We start from the raw sequence: 17,840 nt of genomic DNA on the forward strand, positions 1-17,840 counted from the left end.
TTGTCCGCGCGACGCCTCACCCCGGATTGGCGACGAACCCCCCGCCGCGGCAGCGCTGGAGATAGCGCAGGCCTTCGACCTGGCCGGTCATCTCCAGGTCGCCGCGATAGACCGGGTCGTGCCAGCCCTCGATGTCGATCGATCCCCGGAAGCCGCCCAGCCGCAGCTCGGTGATCACCCGGGTCCAGTCGGTGTCGCCGAAGCCGGGGGTGCGGTGGAAGGCGAAGGGGACGCGGCCGTGCACGCCGTGCTCCTTGACCACGTCCCAGCGCACCGTGGCGTCCTTGCCGTGGACATGGAAGATCTTCGGCGCCCAGCGGCGGATCTGCGGCACCGGGTCGATCAGGTAGTACAGCTGGTGGCAGGGCTCCCACTCCAGGCCCAGATTGTCGTCCGGCAGGGCGTCGAACATCAGCTCCCAGGCCGCCGGGTTGTGGGCGATGTTCCAGTCGCCGGTCTTCCAGCTGCCCTCCATCGGGCAGTTCTCGAAGGCCAGCCGCACACCCTTGTCGGCGGCGCGTTTCGCCAGCCGGCCGAACACTTGCCTGAAGCGCGGCAGGCTGTCCTCCAGCGGCTTGCCGCGCACCCGGCCGGTGAAGCCGGAGACGATGTCGGTGCCGAACAGGTGGGCGTGGTCGATCAGCGCCTCCCACCCGGCCAGGGTCTCGCGGTCCTGCGCCTGGTCCTCCAGCGGGTTGCCGAAGATGCCGAGCGCGCCGATGGTGACGCCGCTGTCGCCGATCGCCTCGCGGATCTGGCCGGCCAGGCGCGGAATATCCTTGCCGCCCAGCGTCTGCCAGAAGAACGGCTCGATGCTCTCGAAGCCGTGGGCGATGATCGCCTTGATATAGCCGGCGGGGTCGTCGGCATTGGCCCGGACCATGGTGCCGATGCGGATGTCCTGGTGCCCGGTTCGCGCGGGCGGGGTCTGGTTGGGGCTCATGATTCCTCGGTGGTCGGGATGGCCACGCGGCGGCCCTGGCGCGCGCTGTCGATCGCGGCGAAGACCATGGCGAGGCTGTGGATGTTCTGGTGGCCGACGGTTTCGGGCTCGGTGCCGGCGCGGATGGCGTCGACGAAGTCGCGCATCACGCCGAGATGGCCGCCGACCCGGTCGGCCGGGTCCAGCGGCGGTACCTCGATCGCTTCGGGGGCGAAGAACAGGCCGTCGCGCCGGTCCGTGGCGACCTCGGCCCGGAAGTCCTCGGCGCCGTCCCAGCTCAGGCTGCCGCAGGTCCCCGTCAGGCGCCAGGCGCTCTCCCAGCTGGTGCGCAGGCCTTCGGCGCACCAGCTGCCGCGATAGGTCAGGACGCCGCCGCCCTCCAGTTCGAAGATGGCATGGGCGCTGGCGCCATGGGCGTACCAGGACCCGGCCGGGTTGCTCTCATGGCAATAGACCGCGACCGGGCGCCGGCCGGCGACCAGGCGGGCGGCGTCGAAGGTGTGGATCGCCATGTCCAGCAGCAGCACATGCTCCATCTCCTCGCGGAAGCCGCCGAAATGCGGCCCGACGAAGAAGTCGCAATGCACCCCGGTCAGATCGCCGATCGCGCCGCTCTCGACCAGCCGGCGGATCCGCCGGATGCCGGCGAGGTAGCGGCGGTTCTGGATGATGGCGTGCACCCGGCCGGCCGCCTTGGCCGCCGCGGCCATGTCGCGCGCCGCCGCCATGCTGTCGGCCATCGGCTTCTCGCTCAGCACGTGGCAGCCATGGGCGAAGCCGGCCAGCGCCACCTCCCGGCGCGCGCCGGGCACCACCACGTCGAACAGCAGGTCGGGCTTCAGCCGGTTTAGCAGGGCGTCCAGATCGGTGCCGATCTCGGCATGGGCCAGCCCGAACTCCGCGGCGCGGGACCGCGCCCGCTCCAGGTCCAGGTCGACCAGGCCGACGATCTCGAGGTCGTCGATCTCGGCCGCCGCGCTGAACCAGGCGCGGCTCATGGCACCGCATCCCACGAGGATGGCTCGCACTTGGTTTCGCTCCCTTCGTCTCGGCCACCGGTTTCTTGGCCAAACGTATGATTGTGTCGCCGTAAACGTTTACGGTAGTTGATGTGATAGTGGTGTAGGACAATTCGGGCTGTCAATCGGCTTGTGGCGTCACCCGGTGGTTCGGTTGCACTCTGTCGCCGCCGGAGGGAGAGAATCGCTTGGGAATCCGCGAGCTTGCGAAGCACCTGAACATTTCGATCGGGACCGTCTCCCGCGCCCTCAACGGCCGCGGCGACGTGAACCCGGAGACGCGGCGCCGGGTGCTGGCAGCGGCGGCGGAACTCGGCTACTCCCCGAACCAGTCCGGCCGCAGCCTGCGCCAGGGGTCGACCAGCGCCATCGCCTTCATGCTGCAGACCTACAGCGGCGCCGAGCTGTACGGCGAGCCGTTCTTTATCGGTCTGTTCAGCGGGGTGCAGGAGGTGCTGGCCCGCCATGGGCTGGACCTGATCGTGCTGCTGAACACGCCGGACGGCGACCACGAGGCGCAGTTGCGCCGGGTGGTCGAACGCCGCCTGGCCGACGGCATCCTGATCCCCTGGACCCGGCGGATCGACCCGCGGCTCGACTATCTGATCCAGCGGGGCTTTCCGTTCGCCGCCCTCGGCCGCAGCGAATCCGGCGGCGGCCATCCCTGGCTCGACCTCGATTTCGAGCAGGCGGCGGATGTGGCGATCGACCGGCTGGCCGGTTTCGGCCATCGCCGCATCGGGCTGGTCAACAACGGGCACGACCTGATGCACGGCCATATCCTGCTGGCCGGCTATCGCCGCGCCCTGGCCCGGCACGGCATCGGCTTCGACGAATCGCTGGTGCGGACCGAGGAGATGACCGAGGCCGGGGGCTATCGCCTGGCCGAGGGGCTGCTGCGGGACGGGCCGCTGCCGACCGCGCTGCTGGTGGGCAGCGAGCGGGTGGCGGTCGGCGTCTACCGCCGGCTGAACGAGGCGGGGATCCGGCCGGGCCGGGACATCGCCATCATCGGCGGCATGATCGACAGCCCGGCCAGCCGCTTCCTGTCGCCGGCCCTGACCTGCTTCCGGCTGTCGCTGCACGATCTCGGGGTGCGGCTGGCCGAGGCGCTGCTGGCGACCATGCCCGACCACGCCGAGGCCTATGGCGGCGGCACCGTCCAGGCCCTGTGGCCGCTGGAGCTGGTGCCGCGCGAGAGCGACCTGATGCGCCTGGGAGGGTAGGGCCGGGACTGCTCAGGAGGAGGGTGGGAAAGGTGGTTGGGTTGCGGAAACTCACCATTCAACCGGCGCAGGGTATAGGGGGGTATGAGAAATGCGGGCCAGATGAACAAATCGTAAGTAGCCAGCATAGGATCCTTCAGTGTTACTGGTAAGGGCGCATTGACAATTCTTAAGCCGGACTTCGCGGCTTACGCAGATTTTTATAGTACAATAAAGTATAGTTATTATTGTTTCAGAAATGGGATTATTAAAATACTTTAATGATTAAAATATGAAGATATGACATTTTTTTGCAACAAATGTAGATTAAAGACAAATCCGCATAAGGTGATCTCACGTCGACTGTGCCGCTCATCTCGGAACCGAGGTGATTTCTCATGATTTGCCATAGAAGACCCAGGAATACCCAGGAACACCCGCCCAATACTTTGGGTGACAAGCTCTTGTTCGGAGAACCCCTCATGACGTCTGAAAGCAGGCGCGATTTCCTGAAGACCGCCGGCTCGGTCGCCGGCGCCGCCGCAGCGATGACCGCTTTTCCGCCGGTCATCCGCCAGGCCCTCGCGATCCCGGCCAATAACGCCACACGCTCGATCAAGGATGTCGAGCACATCGTCGTGCTGATGCAGGAGAACCGCTCCTTCGACAGCTATTTCGGGACGATGGCCGGGGTCCGCGGCTTCGGTGACCGATTCACCATCCCGCTGCCAGGCGGCGCCAGCGTGTTCCAGCAGTCCAACGGCAGCCGCGTGGTGATGCCCTATCACCTCGACGAGAAGCGCGGCAATGCCCAGCGCGTCAAGGGCACCCCGCATACCTGGAGCGACACCCAGGCGGCCTGGGCAAGCGGCCTGATGACCAACTGGCCGGAGTTCAAGCAGAACCAGTCGATGGGCTACTACCGGGCAGAGGAACTCCCCTTCCAGTTCGCCCTCGCCAATGCCTTCACCCTTTGCGACAACTACCATTGCTCGCTGCTGGGCGGCACGATCCCGAACCGGCTGTTCCTGTGGACCGGCACCAACGGCCCGAGCGGGCAGGGTGTCGCCATGGTCGTCAATGAATGGGACACCTGCGGTCCGTCGACCGAGGGCTTCACCTATACGACCTACCCGGAGCGGTTGCAGCAGGCCGGCATCTCCTGGAAGGTCTATCAGAACATGCCGGAGAATTACGACGACAACATGCTGATCTCGTTCCGGCAGTATCGCGCGGCGAGCGAAGCGATCGGCAACCGCCCGGACGGTTCTCCCTTCATCCCCTGGGACCCGTCGCAGGACAAGGCCCAGCCCCTGTACAAGGGCGCCGGCAACACCATGCCAGCCGGCGGACTGCTGGAGGAGTTCAGGGCCGATGTCATGGCCGGGCGGCTGCCGCAGATCTCCTGGATCGTCCAACCCGAGATCTACTCCGAGCATCCCGGCCCGTCCAGCCCGGTCCAGGGCGGCTGGTACACCCAGGAGGTGCTCGCCGCCCTGGTCGCCAATCCGGAGGTCTGGAGCAAGACCGTCCTGGTCGTCAATTTCGACGAGAATGACGGCTTCTTCGATCACGCCCCGCCGCCGGCCTTGCACTCCCTCAACCCCGATGGCTCTCACGCCGGCGCCTCCACCGTGTCGGACGAGGATCTTGCCTTCGAACGCTTCACCTGGCCGGTTCCCCCGGGCACCAAGAAGCAGCCGGGGCCGGACGGCAATGTGTTCGGGCCGGGCAACCGCGTGCCCTGCTATGTGGTGTCGCCGTGGAGCCGGGGCGGCTGGGTCAACTCCCAGCTCTTCGACCACACCTCCGTCCTGCAGTTCATGGAACAGCGCTTCGGCGTGCGTGAGCCGAACATCAGCGCATACCGCCGCGCCATCTGCGGCGACCTGACCACCGCCTTCAATTTCAAGGACCCCAACACCGAGCGCCTGCCCAGCCTGCCCTCGATCACCCGGGCCCAGGCCGACGCCCGGCGGACGCAGCAGGAGGCCCTGCCTCAGGTTCCCCTGCCGAACCCCAGCGCCCAGAGCGCTCCAGTCCAGGCCCGCGGCACCAAGCCCTCCCGCGCCCTGCCCTATGAGCTCAACGTCAATGGCGACGCCGATGGCCCAGCCAAGCGGATGCGGCTGCACTTCCTCAATACCGGCGATGCCGGCGCCGTCTTCCACGTCTATGACAAGCTGCATCTCGACCGCATCCCCCGCCGCTATTCGGTCGAGGCCGGCAAGCAGCTGACCGGGGAGTGGGACACGGCCGCCGATCTCGGCGCATACGATCTGTGGGTGCTGGGACCCAACGGCTTCCACCGCCACTTCATCGGCACCGTCATCCCAGGCGACCCCAACCCTGGCCCGGAGCCGGAGGTGACCGTCGCCTATGACACCCAGGCCTCCAGCCTGGCCGTGACGCTCGTCAACAACGGCGATTCGCCGTGCGCCTTCACCGTCTGGGCCAATGCCTACAAGCTGCCCGGCCTCGATATGCCGGCTCCGCAGCCCGTCCCGGCCCACACCCAGTCGACCATCCATCTGCCTCTGGATCGTCAGGGCCGGTGGTACGACTTCTCGGTCACGGTCGAAGGCGATGACCTGTTCTCCCGCCGCTTCGCCGGCCGCATGGAGGATGGCACCCCCAGCGTCTCCGACCCCGCCATGGGCGAGCCCAACATCGCCTGAGCCTGGATGAAACGCATCGGCGCGGCGGAGCCGCCACGCCGATGCTTCGGCGTGTTGCCGTTGCTCCCGGGAGGGGGTGATGGGCCTACCGCCCGCTTGCCGATCTCGATGCCGAGGAATACGCCGCGCCGGCACCCGGGCTCTGGACCCGCGGCCTGTTGATCCGTCGCGGCATCGACGACGGCGAACTCACCTATGTCACCACCTGGTGCCCAAAGCGCGGTCGATGGCTTCGATATCGCGGGTGCCCGCTGTCGCCAGCACATGTCCGCTTGGGGGTCGAAAGCCGACCCGGGTGATCGGTCCCAAGCCCCTGTCGCGGTCGACCGCTTCGTCGGCTTCGGCCACCGCCGCATCGGGCTGGCCAGCAACGGGCACGACCTGATGCGCGGCCATATCCTGCTGGCCGGCTATCGCCGCGCTTTGGCCCGGCACGGACTCGAGTTCGACCCGACGCTGGTGCGGTCGGAGGAGATGGCCGAGGCCGGCGGCTACCGCCTGGCCGGGGCGCTGCTGGGGCAGGGGCCGCTGCCACGGCGCTGCTGGTCAGCAACGAGCGGATGGCGGTCGGCGTCTACCGCCGGCTGAACGAGGCCGGGATCCGGCCGGGCCGAGACATCGCCATCATCGGCGGCATGATCGACAGCCCGGCCAGCCGCTTCCTGTCGCCGGCGCTGACCTGCTTCCGGCTGTCGCTGCACGATCTCGGGGTGCGGCCGGGCGGGGTGGGGTGACGGCCGGCGCGGACCTCAGCCCGCTCCATGTCAATCGACGGCTTCCGCCTCCACGCCGTCGCCTTGCCCCCGGCCGGAATCAGGGCGCCGGGCGGCGCGGAAGCGGCCGGGCGACAGGCCGTGGTGACGATGGAACAGCTTCGAGAATGCTGCCGCGGTCTCGTAGCCGACCCGGGTGGCAATCCGCGCGATCCCCTCGTCGCTTGATTCGAGCAGAAAGGCCGCATCCGCCATCCGGCGTGCGATCAGATAGCGCTGCATGGGCTGGCCCACGAGCCTGGTGAAGCGCGCCGAAAACGTCGAGCGGCCCAGCCCGACATGCTGCCCGAGCTCGTGAAGCGTCCAGGGCCGGTCGGGTCGTTCATGGATCAGCTGAAGCGCCTGCCCGATCTGCGGGTCCGCCATCGCGCCGATCCATCCGCCCTCCCCCGGGCGGAGAGACCTGATCCAGCTGCGCAGCACCTCGACGAACAGCAGCTCCGTCAGCCGGGACAGCGCGACGCGTTGCCCGGGACGCTCGAGCGCCGACTCGCTGACCATGCGCTGCAGGATCGCCTCGAGCCAGTCGCCATCCGCCGCCGGCTTCAGGAGAAGCACGGGCGGAAGCAGCTCCATCACGCTGCCGCGCGAGGGGCGCGACATGGTGAAGTTGCCGCAGATCATCGTCGAGGACGGTTGTCCGTCGCCGCCGTGACGGATGACGCCGGAATACGGGCGCGATCGATCGAGGTCCACAACCGAAAGCGGTGTCGTCAGGCGATCCGTATAGAAGATGTGCGGAGCGCCGCGCGTCACGACCACGAGGTCGCCCTCGGTCATGGGCCGTTCCTGTCCCGGTCCGAGCGCGAAGGTCGCTGAGCCACGGCTGAGATAGTGGAACAGGGCGTAGGGGCGTTCCGGCAGCGCCACGCCCCAGGGATGGCCGAGCTCGAAGTGGTACAGCAGGGTCCCGCCAAGGCGAACGCGATCGAGCACTTCGGCGAGGATGTCCATACAGTCGAGCTTAGGCCCGCGGACGATCGAACACAATATTCGGACGATGGCAGCCTATCGTCCGGAACGCCTCCATGCCATCTGATGCCCGGGCAGACCAATGCGTCCGCCCGGGCGGACCAACGCGTGGCGCGGCAGGCCATTTCGCCGAACGGGATATGGCAGAGCCGCGGCTTTACAGAAACGCCCGCCCATTCCCCCGAAATTCCGTCGTCCGATATCCCGAACAGGACCAATCCATGCGAAATCTTCTGCTCTCGGCCGCCACCGTCGTCATGGCCGGAACACTTGCGGCGCCCGCCCAGTCGGCGGGCCTGCCCCCAGGGTCGGTTCACAACATCGTGCTGGTCCACGGCGCCTTCGTCGACCAGACCAGCTGGCAGCCGGTTGCCGATATCCTCACGAAGAAGGGCTACACCGTAACCCTCGTCGAAAACCCCCTCACATCCCTCGCCGCGGATGTCGAGGCCACCAGGCAGGCGCTGGCGAAGCAGGACGGCAAGACCGTTCTGGTCGGCCACTCCTGGGGCGGCGTGGTGATCACGGAGGCGGGCAACGATCCCAAGGTCTCGGCGCTGGTCTACGTCTCCGCCTTCGCGCCCGATGTGGGGGAATCCCTGAAGTCCCTGGCCGATGCCGGCCCGGCCACCGAAGGCGGCAAGGCCATCCATCCCGACGCCAAGGGCAACCTCACCATCGATCCCAAGGTGTTTCCGGCGGCGGTCGCGGCCGACCTTCCCCCGAAGATCGCCGAATCCCTGGCGAACTCCCAGCTTCCGCTGAGCTACGCCGCGTTTGCGGCTCCGGTCGACACGGTCGCCTGGCGCGACAAGCCGACCTTCTTCGTGATCAGCACGAAGGACAAGCTGCTCGCGCCCGAGGCCCAGAAGATGTTTGCCGCCCGGATGAAGGCCCAGACGACGGAGGTCGCGGGGAGCCATGCCTCCCTCGTCGTCCATGCCGGCGAAGTCGCTGCGGTGATTGAGAAGGCCGCGCTCGCGAAGTGACGATACCGCTCCCGGCGCCCTGGCGCCGGGAGCGCCCACGCTTCGGTGCTCCCTCCGGCTGATATGTTGATGGAATTTTGATCGTCGATGCGCGCGCCTTGTGGCGATTTCGGATTTCATTGAAGCTTTGAGACGCGAATGAAACCGCCGGATGAAGGGTACGAAGTCCGCAAGGTCGAGGTGGCCGGGCCCCGGCATCGCCATCATCGGCGGCAGGGTCGACAACCCAGACCGGGGCATGGCGCTTCCGGTTCGGGCTTGTGTATAGTGGGTCTGAAATCGAGCCGGATAAGGGCTTGATATTACAGTTTTGTTGCGATCGATGAAGGTTCGGAGGCGACCCGTGAGCATGTTGCAGACCACCGCCGAGGCCCTTCCCGCCGAGGCGCCGGACACCGTGCGCGCCCCCGTCCCGCCTGCGATCGCCGTGGATTCGCCCGAACGCTTCATCAATCGCGAGCTGTCCTGGCTGGCCTTCAACCAGCGTGTGCTGGAGGAGGCCTACAACACCCGCTACCCCCTGCTGGAGCGGCTGCGCTTCCTGTCGATCTCGGCCAGCAACCTCGACGAGTTCTACATGGTCCGCGTCGCCGGGCTGAAGGCGCAGGTCGCCCTCGGCGTCGCCTCGCCGAGCCAGGAGGGGCTGAGCCCGGCGCAGCAGCTGGGCGAGATCGCGACCCGGGTGCAGGAGCTGATGCGCGACCAGCAGCATTGCTGGCGGGCGCTGAGCGAGGAGCTGCGCGCGGCCGGCATCGCCGTGGTCTCCCGCGACGAGCTGACCAAGACCGAGAAGGCCTGGCTGGAGGAACGCTTCCTGGGCCAGATGTTCCCGGTGCTGACCCCGCTGGCGATCGATCCGGCCCATCCCTTCCCCTTCATCCCCAATCTCGGCCTCTGCCTCGCGCTGGCGCTGACCAACGACGAGGACGCGCATGAGGAGATGGAGGCGATCGTCCCGCTGCCGCCGCAGCTCGACCGCTTCACCCGCCTGCCGGGCCTGCCGATCCGCTTCGTGCTGCTCGAGGACGTGGTCAAGCTGTTCCTCGACCGTCTCTTCCCCGGCTACACGCCGCATGCCAGCGGCGTGTTCCGGGTGATCCGCGACAGCGAGATGGAGATCGACGAAGAGGCGGAGGACCTGGTCAAGACCTTCGAAAGCGCGCTGAAGCGCCGGCGCAAGGGCATCGTCATCCGCCTCGCCGTCTCGGCCGAGGTGCCGGAATCGCTGCGCCGCTTCGTCTGCGAGAAGCTGAAGGTGAAGGACGAGGACGTCTTTGCCATGGACCGGCTGCTCGGCCTGGTCGACACCAAGAAGCTGATCGTCGACGAGCGGCCGGAGCTGCTGTTCCCGCCCTACAACGCCCGCTTCCCCGAGCGGGTGCGCGACTTCGGCGGCGACTGCTTCGCCGCGATCCGGGCCAAGGACATCGTCGTCCACCACCCGTACGAGAGCTTCGACATCGTCGTGCAGTTCCTGCGCCAGGCGGCGCGCGACCCCGACGTGGTGGCGATCAAGCAGACCCTGTACCGGACCTCGAAGGACTCGCCGATCGTCCAGGCCCTGGTCGAGGCGGCGGAGGCCGGCAAGTCGGTCACCGCCATGGTCGAGCTCAAGGCCCGCTTCGACGAGGAGGCCAACATCCGCTGGGCCCGCGACCTTGAGCGGGCGGGCGCCCAGGTGGTCTACGGCATCATCCACCTCAAGACCCACGCCAAGGTCTCGATGGTGGTGCGGCGCGAGCAGGGCGGCCTGCGCACCTACACCCATTTCGGGACCGGCAACTACCACCCGATCACCGCCAAGGTATACACCGACCTCAGCTTCTTCACCTGCGACCCGGTGCTGGGCCGCGACGCGGCGGCGATGTTCAACTACATGACCGGCTACGCCAAGCCGGCACAGATGGAGAAGCTGGCGATCGCGCCGCTGTATCTGCGCAACCGGATCATGGATCTGATCCAGGCCGAGATCGCCAACGCCCGCGCCGGCAAGCCGGCGCAGATCTGGGTCAAGCTGAACTCGCTGGTCGACGCCGACATCATCGACAAGCTCTACGCCGCCTCCCAGGCCGGGGTGGAGATCGACCTGGTGATCCGCGGCATCTGCTGCCTGCGCCCCGGCGTGCCGGGCCTGTCCGACAACATCCGGGTGCACTCGATCGTCGGCCGCTTCCTCGAACACGCCCGCATCCTGTGCTTCGGCAACGGCCAGAAGCTGCCGTCGCGCCAGGCCAAGGTGTTCCTGTCCTCGGCCGACTGGATGCCGCGCAACCTCGACGGCCGGATCGAGACCCTGGTGCCGCTCGAGAACGCCACCGTCCGCCAGCAGGTGATGGAGCAGATCATGCTGGCCAACCTGAAGGACGAAACGAACACCTGGATGCTCGATGCCGATGGCCGCTATCATCGGCTCGACGCGCCGGAGGCGGATGACTTCAGCGCCCACACCTACTTCATGACCAACCCCAGCCTGTCGGGCCGGGGCAGCGCGCTGAAGGATGCGAAACGGGCTCCACGCCGTCTGGTCAAGCCCACGGAATGAGGATCTGAGGTCAGGTGTTTCGTATCGGACCGATCGTGCCGTCCAGGCCCGGGCGGGTGGGTGTCATCGACATCGGCTCGAACTCCATCCGTCTCGTGGTCTATGACCGGGTGACCCGGTCACCGGTGCCGATCTTCAACGAGAAGGTCATGTGCGGGCTGGGGCGCGGCCTGGGCCAGTCCCGCCGCATGGCGCCGGACGCGGTGGCCCTGGCGGTGGACAACCTCGCCCGCTTCACCCGGCTGCTCGAAGGCATGGGCGTCGACCGGGTCGACGTGCTGGCCACCGCGGCGGTGCGCGAGGCCGAGGACGGCGCCGACTTCGTCGCCGAGGTCGAGCGCCGCTGCGGCCTGCCGATCACCATCATCAGCGGGGTGGAGGAGGCGCGGCTGTCGGCGCTGGGCGTCATCTCCGGCATCCGCGACGTCGACGGCGTGATGGGCGACCTCGGCGGCGGCTCGCTCGAGCTGGTCGGGCTCGACCATGGCGACATCGGCGAGCAGGTGACCCTGCCGCTCGGCCCGTTCCGGCTGATGGACGAGACCGGCGCGCGCAAGGAGGCGCGCAGCGTGGTGCAGGACACGCTGGGGCAGCAGGGCTGGCTGTCGCGCTATTCCGGCCGCAGCTTCTATCCGGTCGGCGGCGCCTGGCGCGCCATCGCCAAGCTGTACATGGAGCGCGAGAACCACCCGCTGCACATCATCCACCAGTACACGGTGCCGACCGCGGCGATGACCGATTTCGTCGGGCTGGTGGCGAAGCAGAGCAAGGGGGCGCTGTCCGGCGCCTCGATCTCCCGCCGCCGGGTCGAGATGCTGCCGATGGCGGCGCTGGTGCTGGAGGGCGTGCTCAAGGCGCTGCGCCCGGCGCGCATCGTGTTCTCCGCCCTCGGCCTGCGCGAGGGCCACCTGTTCGACCTGCTGTCGCCGGAAGACCAGGCGCGCGACCCGCTGATCTTCGCCGCCGCCGAGATCGCCCACCGGCTCGACCGCTTCGGCCATGCCGAGGTGGTGGCGGAATGGACCCGCTCGGCCTTCCCCGACGAGACCGCGGACGAGGCCCGGCTGCGCCAGGCCGCCAGCCTGCTGTCCGACATCGGCTGGTTCGAGCATCCCGACTACCGGGCCGAGCACGCTTGGCTCAGGGTGCTGCGCATGCCGGTGGCGGGGTTGGACCATGCCGAGCGCGTGTTCCTGGCCGCCGCGGTCTATGTCCGCTACGGCGCCGTCCTCGGCGACGCGCTGACCCGGCCGGTCTTGGAACTGCTGACCGACGCGGCCCGGACCCGCGCCCTGATCCTGGGGCAGACCTTGCGCCTGGCCCACACCCTGACCGGCGGCGCCACCTCGCTCTTGGAGCGTACCAGCCTGGCCTTCTCCGGCGATGCGGTGGTGCTGACCCTGCCGGCCGATGAGGAGGCCCTAACCGGCTTCGCGGTCGACCGCCGCCTCGACGCCGTGGCCAAGGCGCTGGGCCGCCCCGGCCGGGTGGTGGTCGAGGAATCCCGGCGGGCAGCGGGGTAGGAGCGGATTATTTCCGGATCGACACGCCCCAGAACCGGGCGGCGTCGGCCGGCCAGACGGTGAAGCCGGCGACGCGCCTGGCCACGGCGTAGTCGGAGCTGTGGAGGTACAGGCTGGCGGCCGGCGCCTCCTCGGTGAACAGCCGGCCGATTTGGTCCAGCACGGACTGCATCTTCGCCGGGTCAGTGGCGGCGTTGGCCTGGGCCAGCAGGGCGATGGCGCGCGGGTCCTTCCAGATCTTGCGCGGCTGGGTGCCGATGATCCGCTCCCACTGGCCCAGCGGGTCGAGCCGCGGCGAATAGGAGAAGGACTGGGCCTGGAACTTGCCGGTCTGGTAGGCGTCGAGCTGGGCGGTCCATTCCAGCACCTCCAGCTCGACGTTCAGCCCGGCGCTGCGCAGCATGTCCTGGGCCAGCACGCCGCAATCGTACATCTCGGTGTAGCGCTTGTTGGCGGTCAGCACGATGCGCTGGCCGCTGTAGCCGGCCTCGGCCAGCAGGGCCTTGGCCCGCTCCAGATCGAAGGGCAGGGCGTCGGTCTGGGCCTGGGAGTGGTAGGGGCTGAAGGCCGGCACCGGCGTCGCCGAGAAGGTCGAGCCGCCGAAGGTCACGGCGTTGGCGATGGTGGCGCGGTCCAGCGCCATGACGATGGCCTGGCGTACCCGCTTGTCCTGCAGGATCGGGTCCTCCGAATGCAGGATCAGCGCCTCCCAGCCCGGGGTGACGGCGGACTGGATCTCGAAGGCCGGGTCGCCCTGCAGCTGCATCCGGCCCTGCGACTCCAGCGGCGCGACGTCCAGCGCGCCGGCCTGCAGCGCGGTCAGCATCGCCGCCGGGTCGGGCATGATGTTGAAGCGGACCTTGTCGACATACACCTCCTTGCGGCCAACATAGCCGCTCATGGCGTCGTCGCGCGGGGTGTAGCCGTCGAAGCGGGTCAGCTCGATGTACTGGCCGGGCCGCCAGTCCGACAGGATGAAGGGGCCGGTGCCGACCGGCTTGTCCCAGCTGCCGTCGGGCTTGACCGAGGACGGGTGCAGCACCGGGGTGCCGCCGCAATCCATCCGCGCCAGGTTGTACAGGAAGCCGGCGCTGGGCCGGTCCAGCGCGTAGACCACGGTGTCGGCGTCGGGCGCGGTGACGCTCTCGACCTTCAGGTCGTTGTCGCCGGTGTAGACGTCGCGGCAGCGCCATTTGGTGGCGGGATCCATCAGCCGGTCCCACGACCATTTGACCTCGGCCGAGGTCATGGTCGCGCCGTTCTGGAACTTCACGCCGTGGCGCAGGTGGAAGGTGTAGGTCTTGCCGTCGGGCGAGACGTCCCAGCCCTCGGCCAGCATCGGCCCGATGCTGAGATCCTCGCGGAAGCCGACCAGGCCTTCGACGATGTGCTGGTGCACGATGTCGGTGGCGCCGTCGCGGTCGACGCCGGGATTGGTGCTGCGCATGTCGGCCGACAGCACGGTGCGGATGGTGCCGCCGCGCTGCGGCGTCTCGGCCGCGGCGGCGGGCAGGGCTGCCAGCGCCGCCGCCGCGATGGCCAGGATCGTGAGCCGGTTCATGTCTGCCCCCTGTCTTTCTTATCCGCCGAACGCGGGCGCCCGGCCGGGGCCGAGCACGTCGTGGAAGAAGTCCTTGGCCCGGTCCGCCACCGCCGCCAGGTCGTGGGCGGCGCCGGGGACGATGTCGTGCCGCACCGCCACGCCATGCGCCTGCAGGTTGCGGCGCAGGCTGGTCAGCCGGGCGATGCGGTTCGCCCCGGCGCGGTTGGCGTCGTCCATCCAATGCGCGCTGCCGGGCCGGTGGATGATCGACGCCGTCTCCAGGTCGCTGTCGCCGACCGCCAGATGCACCGGCACCCGGCGGATCGCGGCGATGTCGGGGGCGCGGCCGAAGATCCGCTCCATGTCGCGGGTGCCGACCCACCAGTCGCGCTTCGGGTCGATCAGGGTGACCGAGCCGGGGGCGCCGATCGACACGGCGCGCAGCCGCTCCGGATGCAGATAGAGGAAGCGATGGGCGAAATGGCCGCCGCCGGAAAAGCCGAACAGGCAGAAGCGGTCAAAGCCGAAGCCATAGCGGGCCTCGACCTCCGCCACCATCGCCAGCAGCAGCCGGTCGTAGCGGATGTCGCCCTCGGCCAGGTATTTGTAGCCGTCCTCGTTGCCGTCGCCGCGGATATCGACCGGGAACAGCGGCGCCAGCACCACGGCGTCGTGCCAGCGGGCGAAATCCGCGAACAGGTCGCGGCTGCCCTCCATGGTCCGGAAGCTGCCATGCACCGACACCAGCAGCGGCACCCGCGCCGGCGATGATTCGCGCAGCCGCGGCGGAACGTAGAGGCAGTAGGAAAAGCGCGGATCGGCGCGGCAGGCGATGACCGGCGTGGCGCCGTAATGGCGCTTCGGCGCCGGCCTCGCCACGGCCGCGTCCGCCTCGATCTTCGCCGCCCCGCCATCCGCCATGTCGGTCTGCTCCAAAATTGGCGCCAATTTTTCCGTGACGATATCCGTGAAAATCGCATCCCGCAACCCGGCATGCTAGAAGGAGGGACGGGCGCGGCGGGAGGGCGGCGGTCCGGGGGCAGTCGAGACCGGGGCGGAATGAAGCGTCAGGACACGGATCAGGGGCGGATCGAAACGCTGGTCGCGGCGATCCGGGACGACATTCTCTACGGCGTCTACCGGGCCGGGGAATGGCTGAAGCAGATCGACCTGCAGGAGCGTTATGCCGCCAACCGCTTCGAGGTGCGGCAGGCGCTGGTCGAGCTGAAGAACCGCCATCTGGTCGAGCACAAGGTCAACAGCGGCTTCCGCGTCGCCTCGCCCGATCCCGACGAGCTGCTGCAGATGAAGGCGGTGCGGACAATCCTGGAGGCCGGGGCGGCGGCGATGGTGGTCGACCGGGCGACGGCGGCGGACCTCGCGGCGCTCGACGACCTCGCCACGCGGTTCGAGCAGGCGATCGAGACCGGCGACCCGCCGACCCGGACCGAGCTGAACTTCGCCTTCCACCGGCGGCTCTACGACATCGCCGGCAACCCGGTGCTGGCCGGGATGATCCGGGAGATGCGCGAGCGCGGCCAGGACGGCACCACCGGCCGTTGGTACACGCTGGCGGGGGTGCGCCTCAGCGCTCGGGAGCACCACGACATGATCGCCGCGATCCGCGGGCGGGATGCGGAGACGCTGCGCCGGCTGATCGACCAGCACATCAACCGGCGCTGAAGCCATGGGGTGAAGCCGCCCTGGCGTCACCCCATGAATGGGGCCGTCAGGCGCCCGCCGTGGCGAAGGCCGGCAGCCCGTAGGCCTCAATCGCGGAGCGGCCGAAGATCTGCGCCCGCTCGGCCTCGCTCAGATGGCCCAGGCAGGTCTTCAGCGCGCCGACGACGTCGTCATAGCTGCCGGCGACCAGGCAGACCGGCCAGTCGGTGCCGAACATGCAGCGGTCGACGCCGAAGATGCGCAGCACCTCGGCGACATAGGGCTTCAGGTGCTCCGGCGTCCAGTCGCGCCAGTCGGCCTCGGTGACCATGCCGGACAGCTTGCACCAGACATGGTCGCGATGGGCCGCGAAGCCGCGCATCAGCGCCGCCCAGGGCGCGAAGCCGCCGCCCTTGATGTCCGGCTTGGCGATGTGGTCGAGCACAAAGCGCAGCTCCGGGAAATCCTCGACCGTGCGCAGCGCCGCCGGCAGATGCGGCAGCTTGGGCACCAGGTCGTAGACCAGCCCGGCATCCGACACCGCGCGCAGGCCGCGGCGCACATCGTCGCGCAGCAGCCAGTTGGGGTCCGCCTCCTCATGGATCAGGTGGCGGATGCCGACCAGCCAGCGCCCCTCCGGCGCCGCCTGCAGCTCGGCCAGGGTCTGCCCGACCTTGGGATCGGTCAGGTCGACCCAGCCGACCACCCCGGCGACGAAGTCGGTCGCCGCGGCGGTGCGAATGAAGTCCCAGGTCTCGCCGAGGTCGTTCCAGGTCTGCACCAGCACCGTGCCCGACACGCCGTTGGCCTGCAGCGACGGCCGCAGGTCCTCCGGCGCGAACACCCGCCGGATCGGCGCGAACGGGCCGCTCAGCCAGCCATAGTCGCCCCGCTCGGGGTCCCAGAAATGGTGATGCGAATCGATGATCGGGGAGGTCATGGGCCGGTCTCCGCAGGCCGGGGAAGGGAAGGGCGCTTACCAGCGCTGGTGGACGAAGGGCTTGATGTCCTGGTCGTAGATCGCCCGCAGCTCGGCCATCACATCGGGCGGCAGGGCGGCGAGATCGGCGGCCTCGGAGTTCGACTTGGCCTGCGCCGCGTTGCGGGCTCCGGGGATGACGACGGTGACGGCGTCGAACATCAGGATCCAGCGCAGCGCGAACTTCGCCATGGTGGTGTCGCCGCCGACCAGCGGTCGGATCCGCTCCACCGCCTCCAGCCCCTTCTCATAGGGCACGCCGGAGAAGGTCTCGCCCACGTCGAAGGCCTCGCCGTTGCGGTTGAACAGGCGGTGGTCGGTGGCCTCGAACTTGGTGTCGGCGCGGAACTTGCCGGACAGCAGGCCGCTGGCCAGCGGCACCCGGGCGATGATCGCGACCTTCTTCTCCTCGGCCAGGGCGAACAGCCGCTCCGCCGGGCGCTGGCGGAAGATGTTGAAGATGATCTGGATGCTCTGGACGCCGGGATATTCCAGCGCCTTCAGCGCCTCCTCGACCCGCTCGACGCTGACGCCGTAGTGGCGGATCTTGCCCTGCTCGACCAGGCGGTCGAGGGCACCGAACACCTCCGGGTGGTAGTACAGGTCGGTCGGCGGGCAGTGCAGCTGCACCAGGTCCAGCGTCTCGACGCCGAGATTGGCCAGGCTGCGGTCGATGAAGCCGGACATGGTCTCGAGATTGTAGCCCGCCACCGTCTGCTGCGGCAGGCGACGCCCGGTCTTGGTGGCGACATAGGACTTGTCGCCGCCGCGCTCCTTCAGCGCGCGGGCGATCAGCTGCTCCGACCGGCCGTCGCCATAGACGTCGGCGGTGTCGATGAAGGTGACGCCGCTGTCCAGCGCCTCATGCAGCGCCGCGAGCGCGTCGCCGTCGTCGACATGGCCCCAGGCCGACCCGATCGCCCAGCTGCCGAAGCCGACCTCGCTCACCGTGCGGCCGGTCCGGCCGAATTCCCTCGCTCGCATCTCTTCCTCCATCTCACGCCGGCATGAC

General features: G+C 68.6%; 15 protein-coding genes and 1 pseudogene. 9 read left to right on the forward strand and 7 right to left on the reverse strand.

Features of this window, described 5'->3' with window-relative positions:
- Nucleotides 1-16: 16 nt before the first annotated feature.
- Nucleotides 17-943, reverse strand: a complete 927-nt coding sequence (locus tag AB4112_RS29840; RefSeq protein ID WP_309796887.1) for a sugar phosphate isomerase/epimerase family protein — start codon at nt 941-943, stop codon at nt 17-19.
- Nucleotides 940-1,971 (reverse strand): Gfo/Idh/MocA family protein, encoded by a 1,032-nt coding sequence (locus AB4112_RS29845; protein WP_441724909.1) that lies wholly within the window; start codon nt 1,969-1,971, stop codon nt 940-942. The genes AB4112_RS29840 and AB4112_RS29845 overlap by 4 nt, the downstream gene beginning before the upstream one ends.
- Nucleotides 1,972-2,150: 179 nt before the next feature.
- On the opposite strand from AB4112_RS29845, the gene AB4112_RS29850 reads away from it, so the two are divergent.
- The 5 genes and pseudogenes from AB4112_RS29850 (at nt 2,151) to AB4112_RS29870 (ending at nt 6,579) form a co-directional block, all read left to right on the forward strand.
- The gene (locus tag AB4112_RS29850) at nt 2,151-3,188 is read left to right on the forward strand and encodes a LacI family DNA-binding transcriptional regulator (protein WP_441724912.1); all 1,038 of its coding nucleotides are present in this window, start codon (nt 2,151-2,153) and stop codon (nt 3,186-3,188) included.
- A gap of 461 nt (nt 3,189-3,649) precedes the next feature.
- Nucleotides 3,650-5,845, forward strand: a complete 2,196-nt coding sequence (locus tag AB4112_RS29855; protein WP_441724915.1) for a phosphocholine-specific phospholipase C — start codon at nt 3,650-3,652, stop codon at nt 5,843-5,845.
- Between the two features lie 80 nt (nt 5,846-5,925).
- A pseudogene (locus tag AB4112_RS29860) lies at nt 5,926-6,060 on the forward strand (IS701 family transposase); the annotation flags it as partial.
- Between the two features lie 49 nt (nt 6,061-6,109).
- Nucleotides 6,110-6,433: a substrate-binding domain-containing protein gene (locus AB4112_RS29865; RefSeq protein ID WP_309796896.1), complete on the forward strand. Its 324-nt coding sequence runs from the start codon at nt 6,110-6,112 to the stop codon at nt 6,431-6,433.
- Nucleotides 6,406-6,579, forward strand: coding sequence for a substrate-binding domain-containing protein (locus AB4112_RS29870; RefSeq protein WP_309796897.1), 174 nt, complete (start codon nt 6,406-6,408; stop codon nt 6,577-6,579). Before AB4112_RS29865 ends, AB4112_RS29870 begins: the two co-directional genes overlap by 28 nt.
- A 30-nt stretch (nt 6,580-6,609) precedes the next feature.
- On the opposite strand, the gene AB4112_RS29875 is transcribed toward AB4112_RS29870, so the two are convergent.
- Nucleotides 6,610-7,572: a cupin domain-containing protein gene (locus tag AB4112_RS29875; protein ID WP_441724918.1), complete on the reverse strand. Its 963-nt coding sequence runs from the start codon at nt 7,570-7,572 to the stop codon at nt 6,610-6,612.
- Nucleotides 7,573-7,811: 239 nt separating this feature from the next.
- Here AB4112_RS29875 and AB4112_RS29880 point away from each other — a divergent pair, with 239 nt between their 5' ends.
- From AB4112_RS29880 to AB4112_RS29890, 3 genes are all read left to right on the forward strand, one after another.
- A complete protein-coding gene (locus AB4112_RS29880) occupies nt 7,812-8,579 on the forward strand; it encodes an alpha/beta fold hydrolase (RefSeq protein WP_441724920.1) in 768 nt (255 codons plus the stop codon).
- A 349-nt stretch (nt 8,580-8,928) separates the two neighbouring features.
- Nucleotides 8,929-11,121 (forward strand): RNA degradosome polyphosphate kinase, encoded by a 2,193-nt coding sequence (locus AB4112_RS29885; RefSeq protein ID WP_441725020.1) that lies wholly within the window; start codon nt 8,929-8,931, stop codon nt 11,119-11,121.
- Between the two features lie 14 nt (nt 11,122-11,135).
- Nucleotides 11,136-12,644: a Ppx/GppA phosphatase family protein gene (locus AB4112_RS29890; RefSeq protein WP_441724923.1), complete on the forward strand. Its 1,509-nt coding sequence runs from the start codon at nt 11,136-11,138 to the stop codon at nt 12,642-12,644.
- Nucleotides 12,645-12,651: 7 nt separating this feature from the next.
- Here AB4112_RS29890 and AB4112_RS29895 read toward each other — a convergent pair whose 3' ends face one another.
- Nucleotides 12,652-14,205, reverse strand: coding sequence for an ABC transporter substrate-binding protein (locus AB4112_RS29895; RefSeq protein ID WP_441724926.1), 1,554 nt, complete (start codon nt 14,203-14,205; stop codon nt 12,652-12,654).
- An 18-nt stretch (nt 14,206-14,223) separates the two neighbouring features.
- The gene (locus AB4112_RS29900) at nt 14,224-15,135 is read right to left on the reverse strand and encodes a hypothetical protein (protein ID WP_441724928.1); all 912 of its coding nucleotides are present in this window, start codon (nt 15,133-15,135) and stop codon (nt 14,224-14,226) included.
- Nucleotides 15,136-15,246: 111 nt separating this feature from the next.
- Here AB4112_RS29900 and AB4112_RS29905 point away from each other — a divergent pair, with 111 nt between their 5' ends.
- The gene (locus tag AB4112_RS29905) at nt 15,247-15,870 is read left to right on the forward strand and encodes a GntR family transcriptional regulator (RefSeq protein ID WP_441724931.1); all 624 of its coding nucleotides are present in this window, start codon (nt 15,247-15,249) and stop codon (nt 15,868-15,870) included.
- 46 nt (nt 15,871-15,916) lie between these two features.
- On the opposite strand, the gene AB4112_RS29910 is transcribed toward AB4112_RS29905, so the two are convergent.
- Both AB4112_RS29910 and AB4112_RS29915 read right to left on the reverse strand, forming a co-directional pair.
- Nucleotides 15,917-16,789: an amidohydrolase family protein gene (locus AB4112_RS29910; RefSeq protein WP_309796904.1), complete on the reverse strand. Its 873-nt coding sequence runs from the start codon at nt 16,787-16,789 to the stop codon at nt 15,917-15,919.
- 36 nt (nt 16,790-16,825) lie between these two features.
- On the reverse strand, nt 16,826-17,812 hold the full coding sequence (locus tag AB4112_RS29915; RefSeq protein ID WP_309796907.1) for an aldo/keto reductase: 987 nt from the start codon (nt 17,810-17,812) through the stop codon (nt 16,826-16,828).
- Nucleotides 17,813-17,840 lie beyond the last annotated feature (28 nt).

This window comes from Inquilinus sp. 2KB_23 (assembly GCF_052115705.1).
GTDB classification, from domain to species: domain Bacteria; phylum Pseudomonadota; class Alphaproteobacteria; order DSM-16000; family Inquilinaceae; genus Inquilinus; species Inquilinus ginsengisoli_A.

Excerpts from the sequence above, each read along its gene's own strand:
- AB4112_RS29840 (WP_309796887.1), bottom strand. The coding sequence starts at position 943 with ATGAGCCCCAACCAGACCCCGCCCGCGCGAACCGGGCACCAGGACATC.
- AB4112_RS29855 (WP_441724915.1), top strand. The coding sequence starts at position 3,650 with ATGACGTCTGAAAGCAGGCGCGATTTCCTGAAGACCGCCGGCTCGGTC.
- AB4112_RS29865 (WP_309796896.1), top strand. The coding sequence starts at position 6,110 with ATGTCCGCTTGGGGGTCGAAAGCCGACCCGGGTGATCGGTCCCAAGCC.
- AB4112_RS29870 (WP_309796897.1), top strand. The coding sequence starts at position 6,406 with ATGGCGGTCGGCGTCTACCGCCGGCTGAACGAGGCCGGGATCCGGCCG.
- AB4112_RS29875 (WP_441724918.1), bottom strand. The coding sequence starts at position 7,572 with ATGGACATCCTCGCCGAAGTGCTCGATCGCGTTCGCCTTGGCGGGACC.
- AB4112_RS29880 (WP_441724920.1), top strand. The coding sequence starts at position 7,812 with ATGCGAAATCTTCTGCTCTCGGCCGCCACCGTCGTCATGGCCGGAACA.
- AB4112_RS29885 (WP_441725020.1), top strand. The coding sequence starts at position 8,929 with ATGTTGCAGACCACCGCCGAGGCCCTTCCCGCCGAGGCGCCGGACACC.
- AB4112_RS29895 (WP_441724926.1), bottom strand. The coding sequence starts at position 14,205 with ATGAACCGGCTCACGATCCTGGCCATCGCGGCGGCGGCGCTGGCAGCC.
- AB4112_RS29905 (WP_441724931.1), top strand. The coding sequence starts at position 15,247 with ATGAAGCGTCAGGACACGGATCAGGGGCGGATCGAAACGCTGGTCGCG.
- AB4112_RS29910 (WP_309796904.1), bottom strand. The coding sequence starts at position 16,789 with ATGACCTCCCCGATCATCGATTCGCATCACCATTTCTGGGACCCCGAG.
- AB4112_RS29915 (WP_309796907.1), bottom strand. The coding sequence starts at position 17,812 with ATGCGAGCGAGGGAATTCGGCCGGACCGGCCGCACGGTGAGCGAGGTC.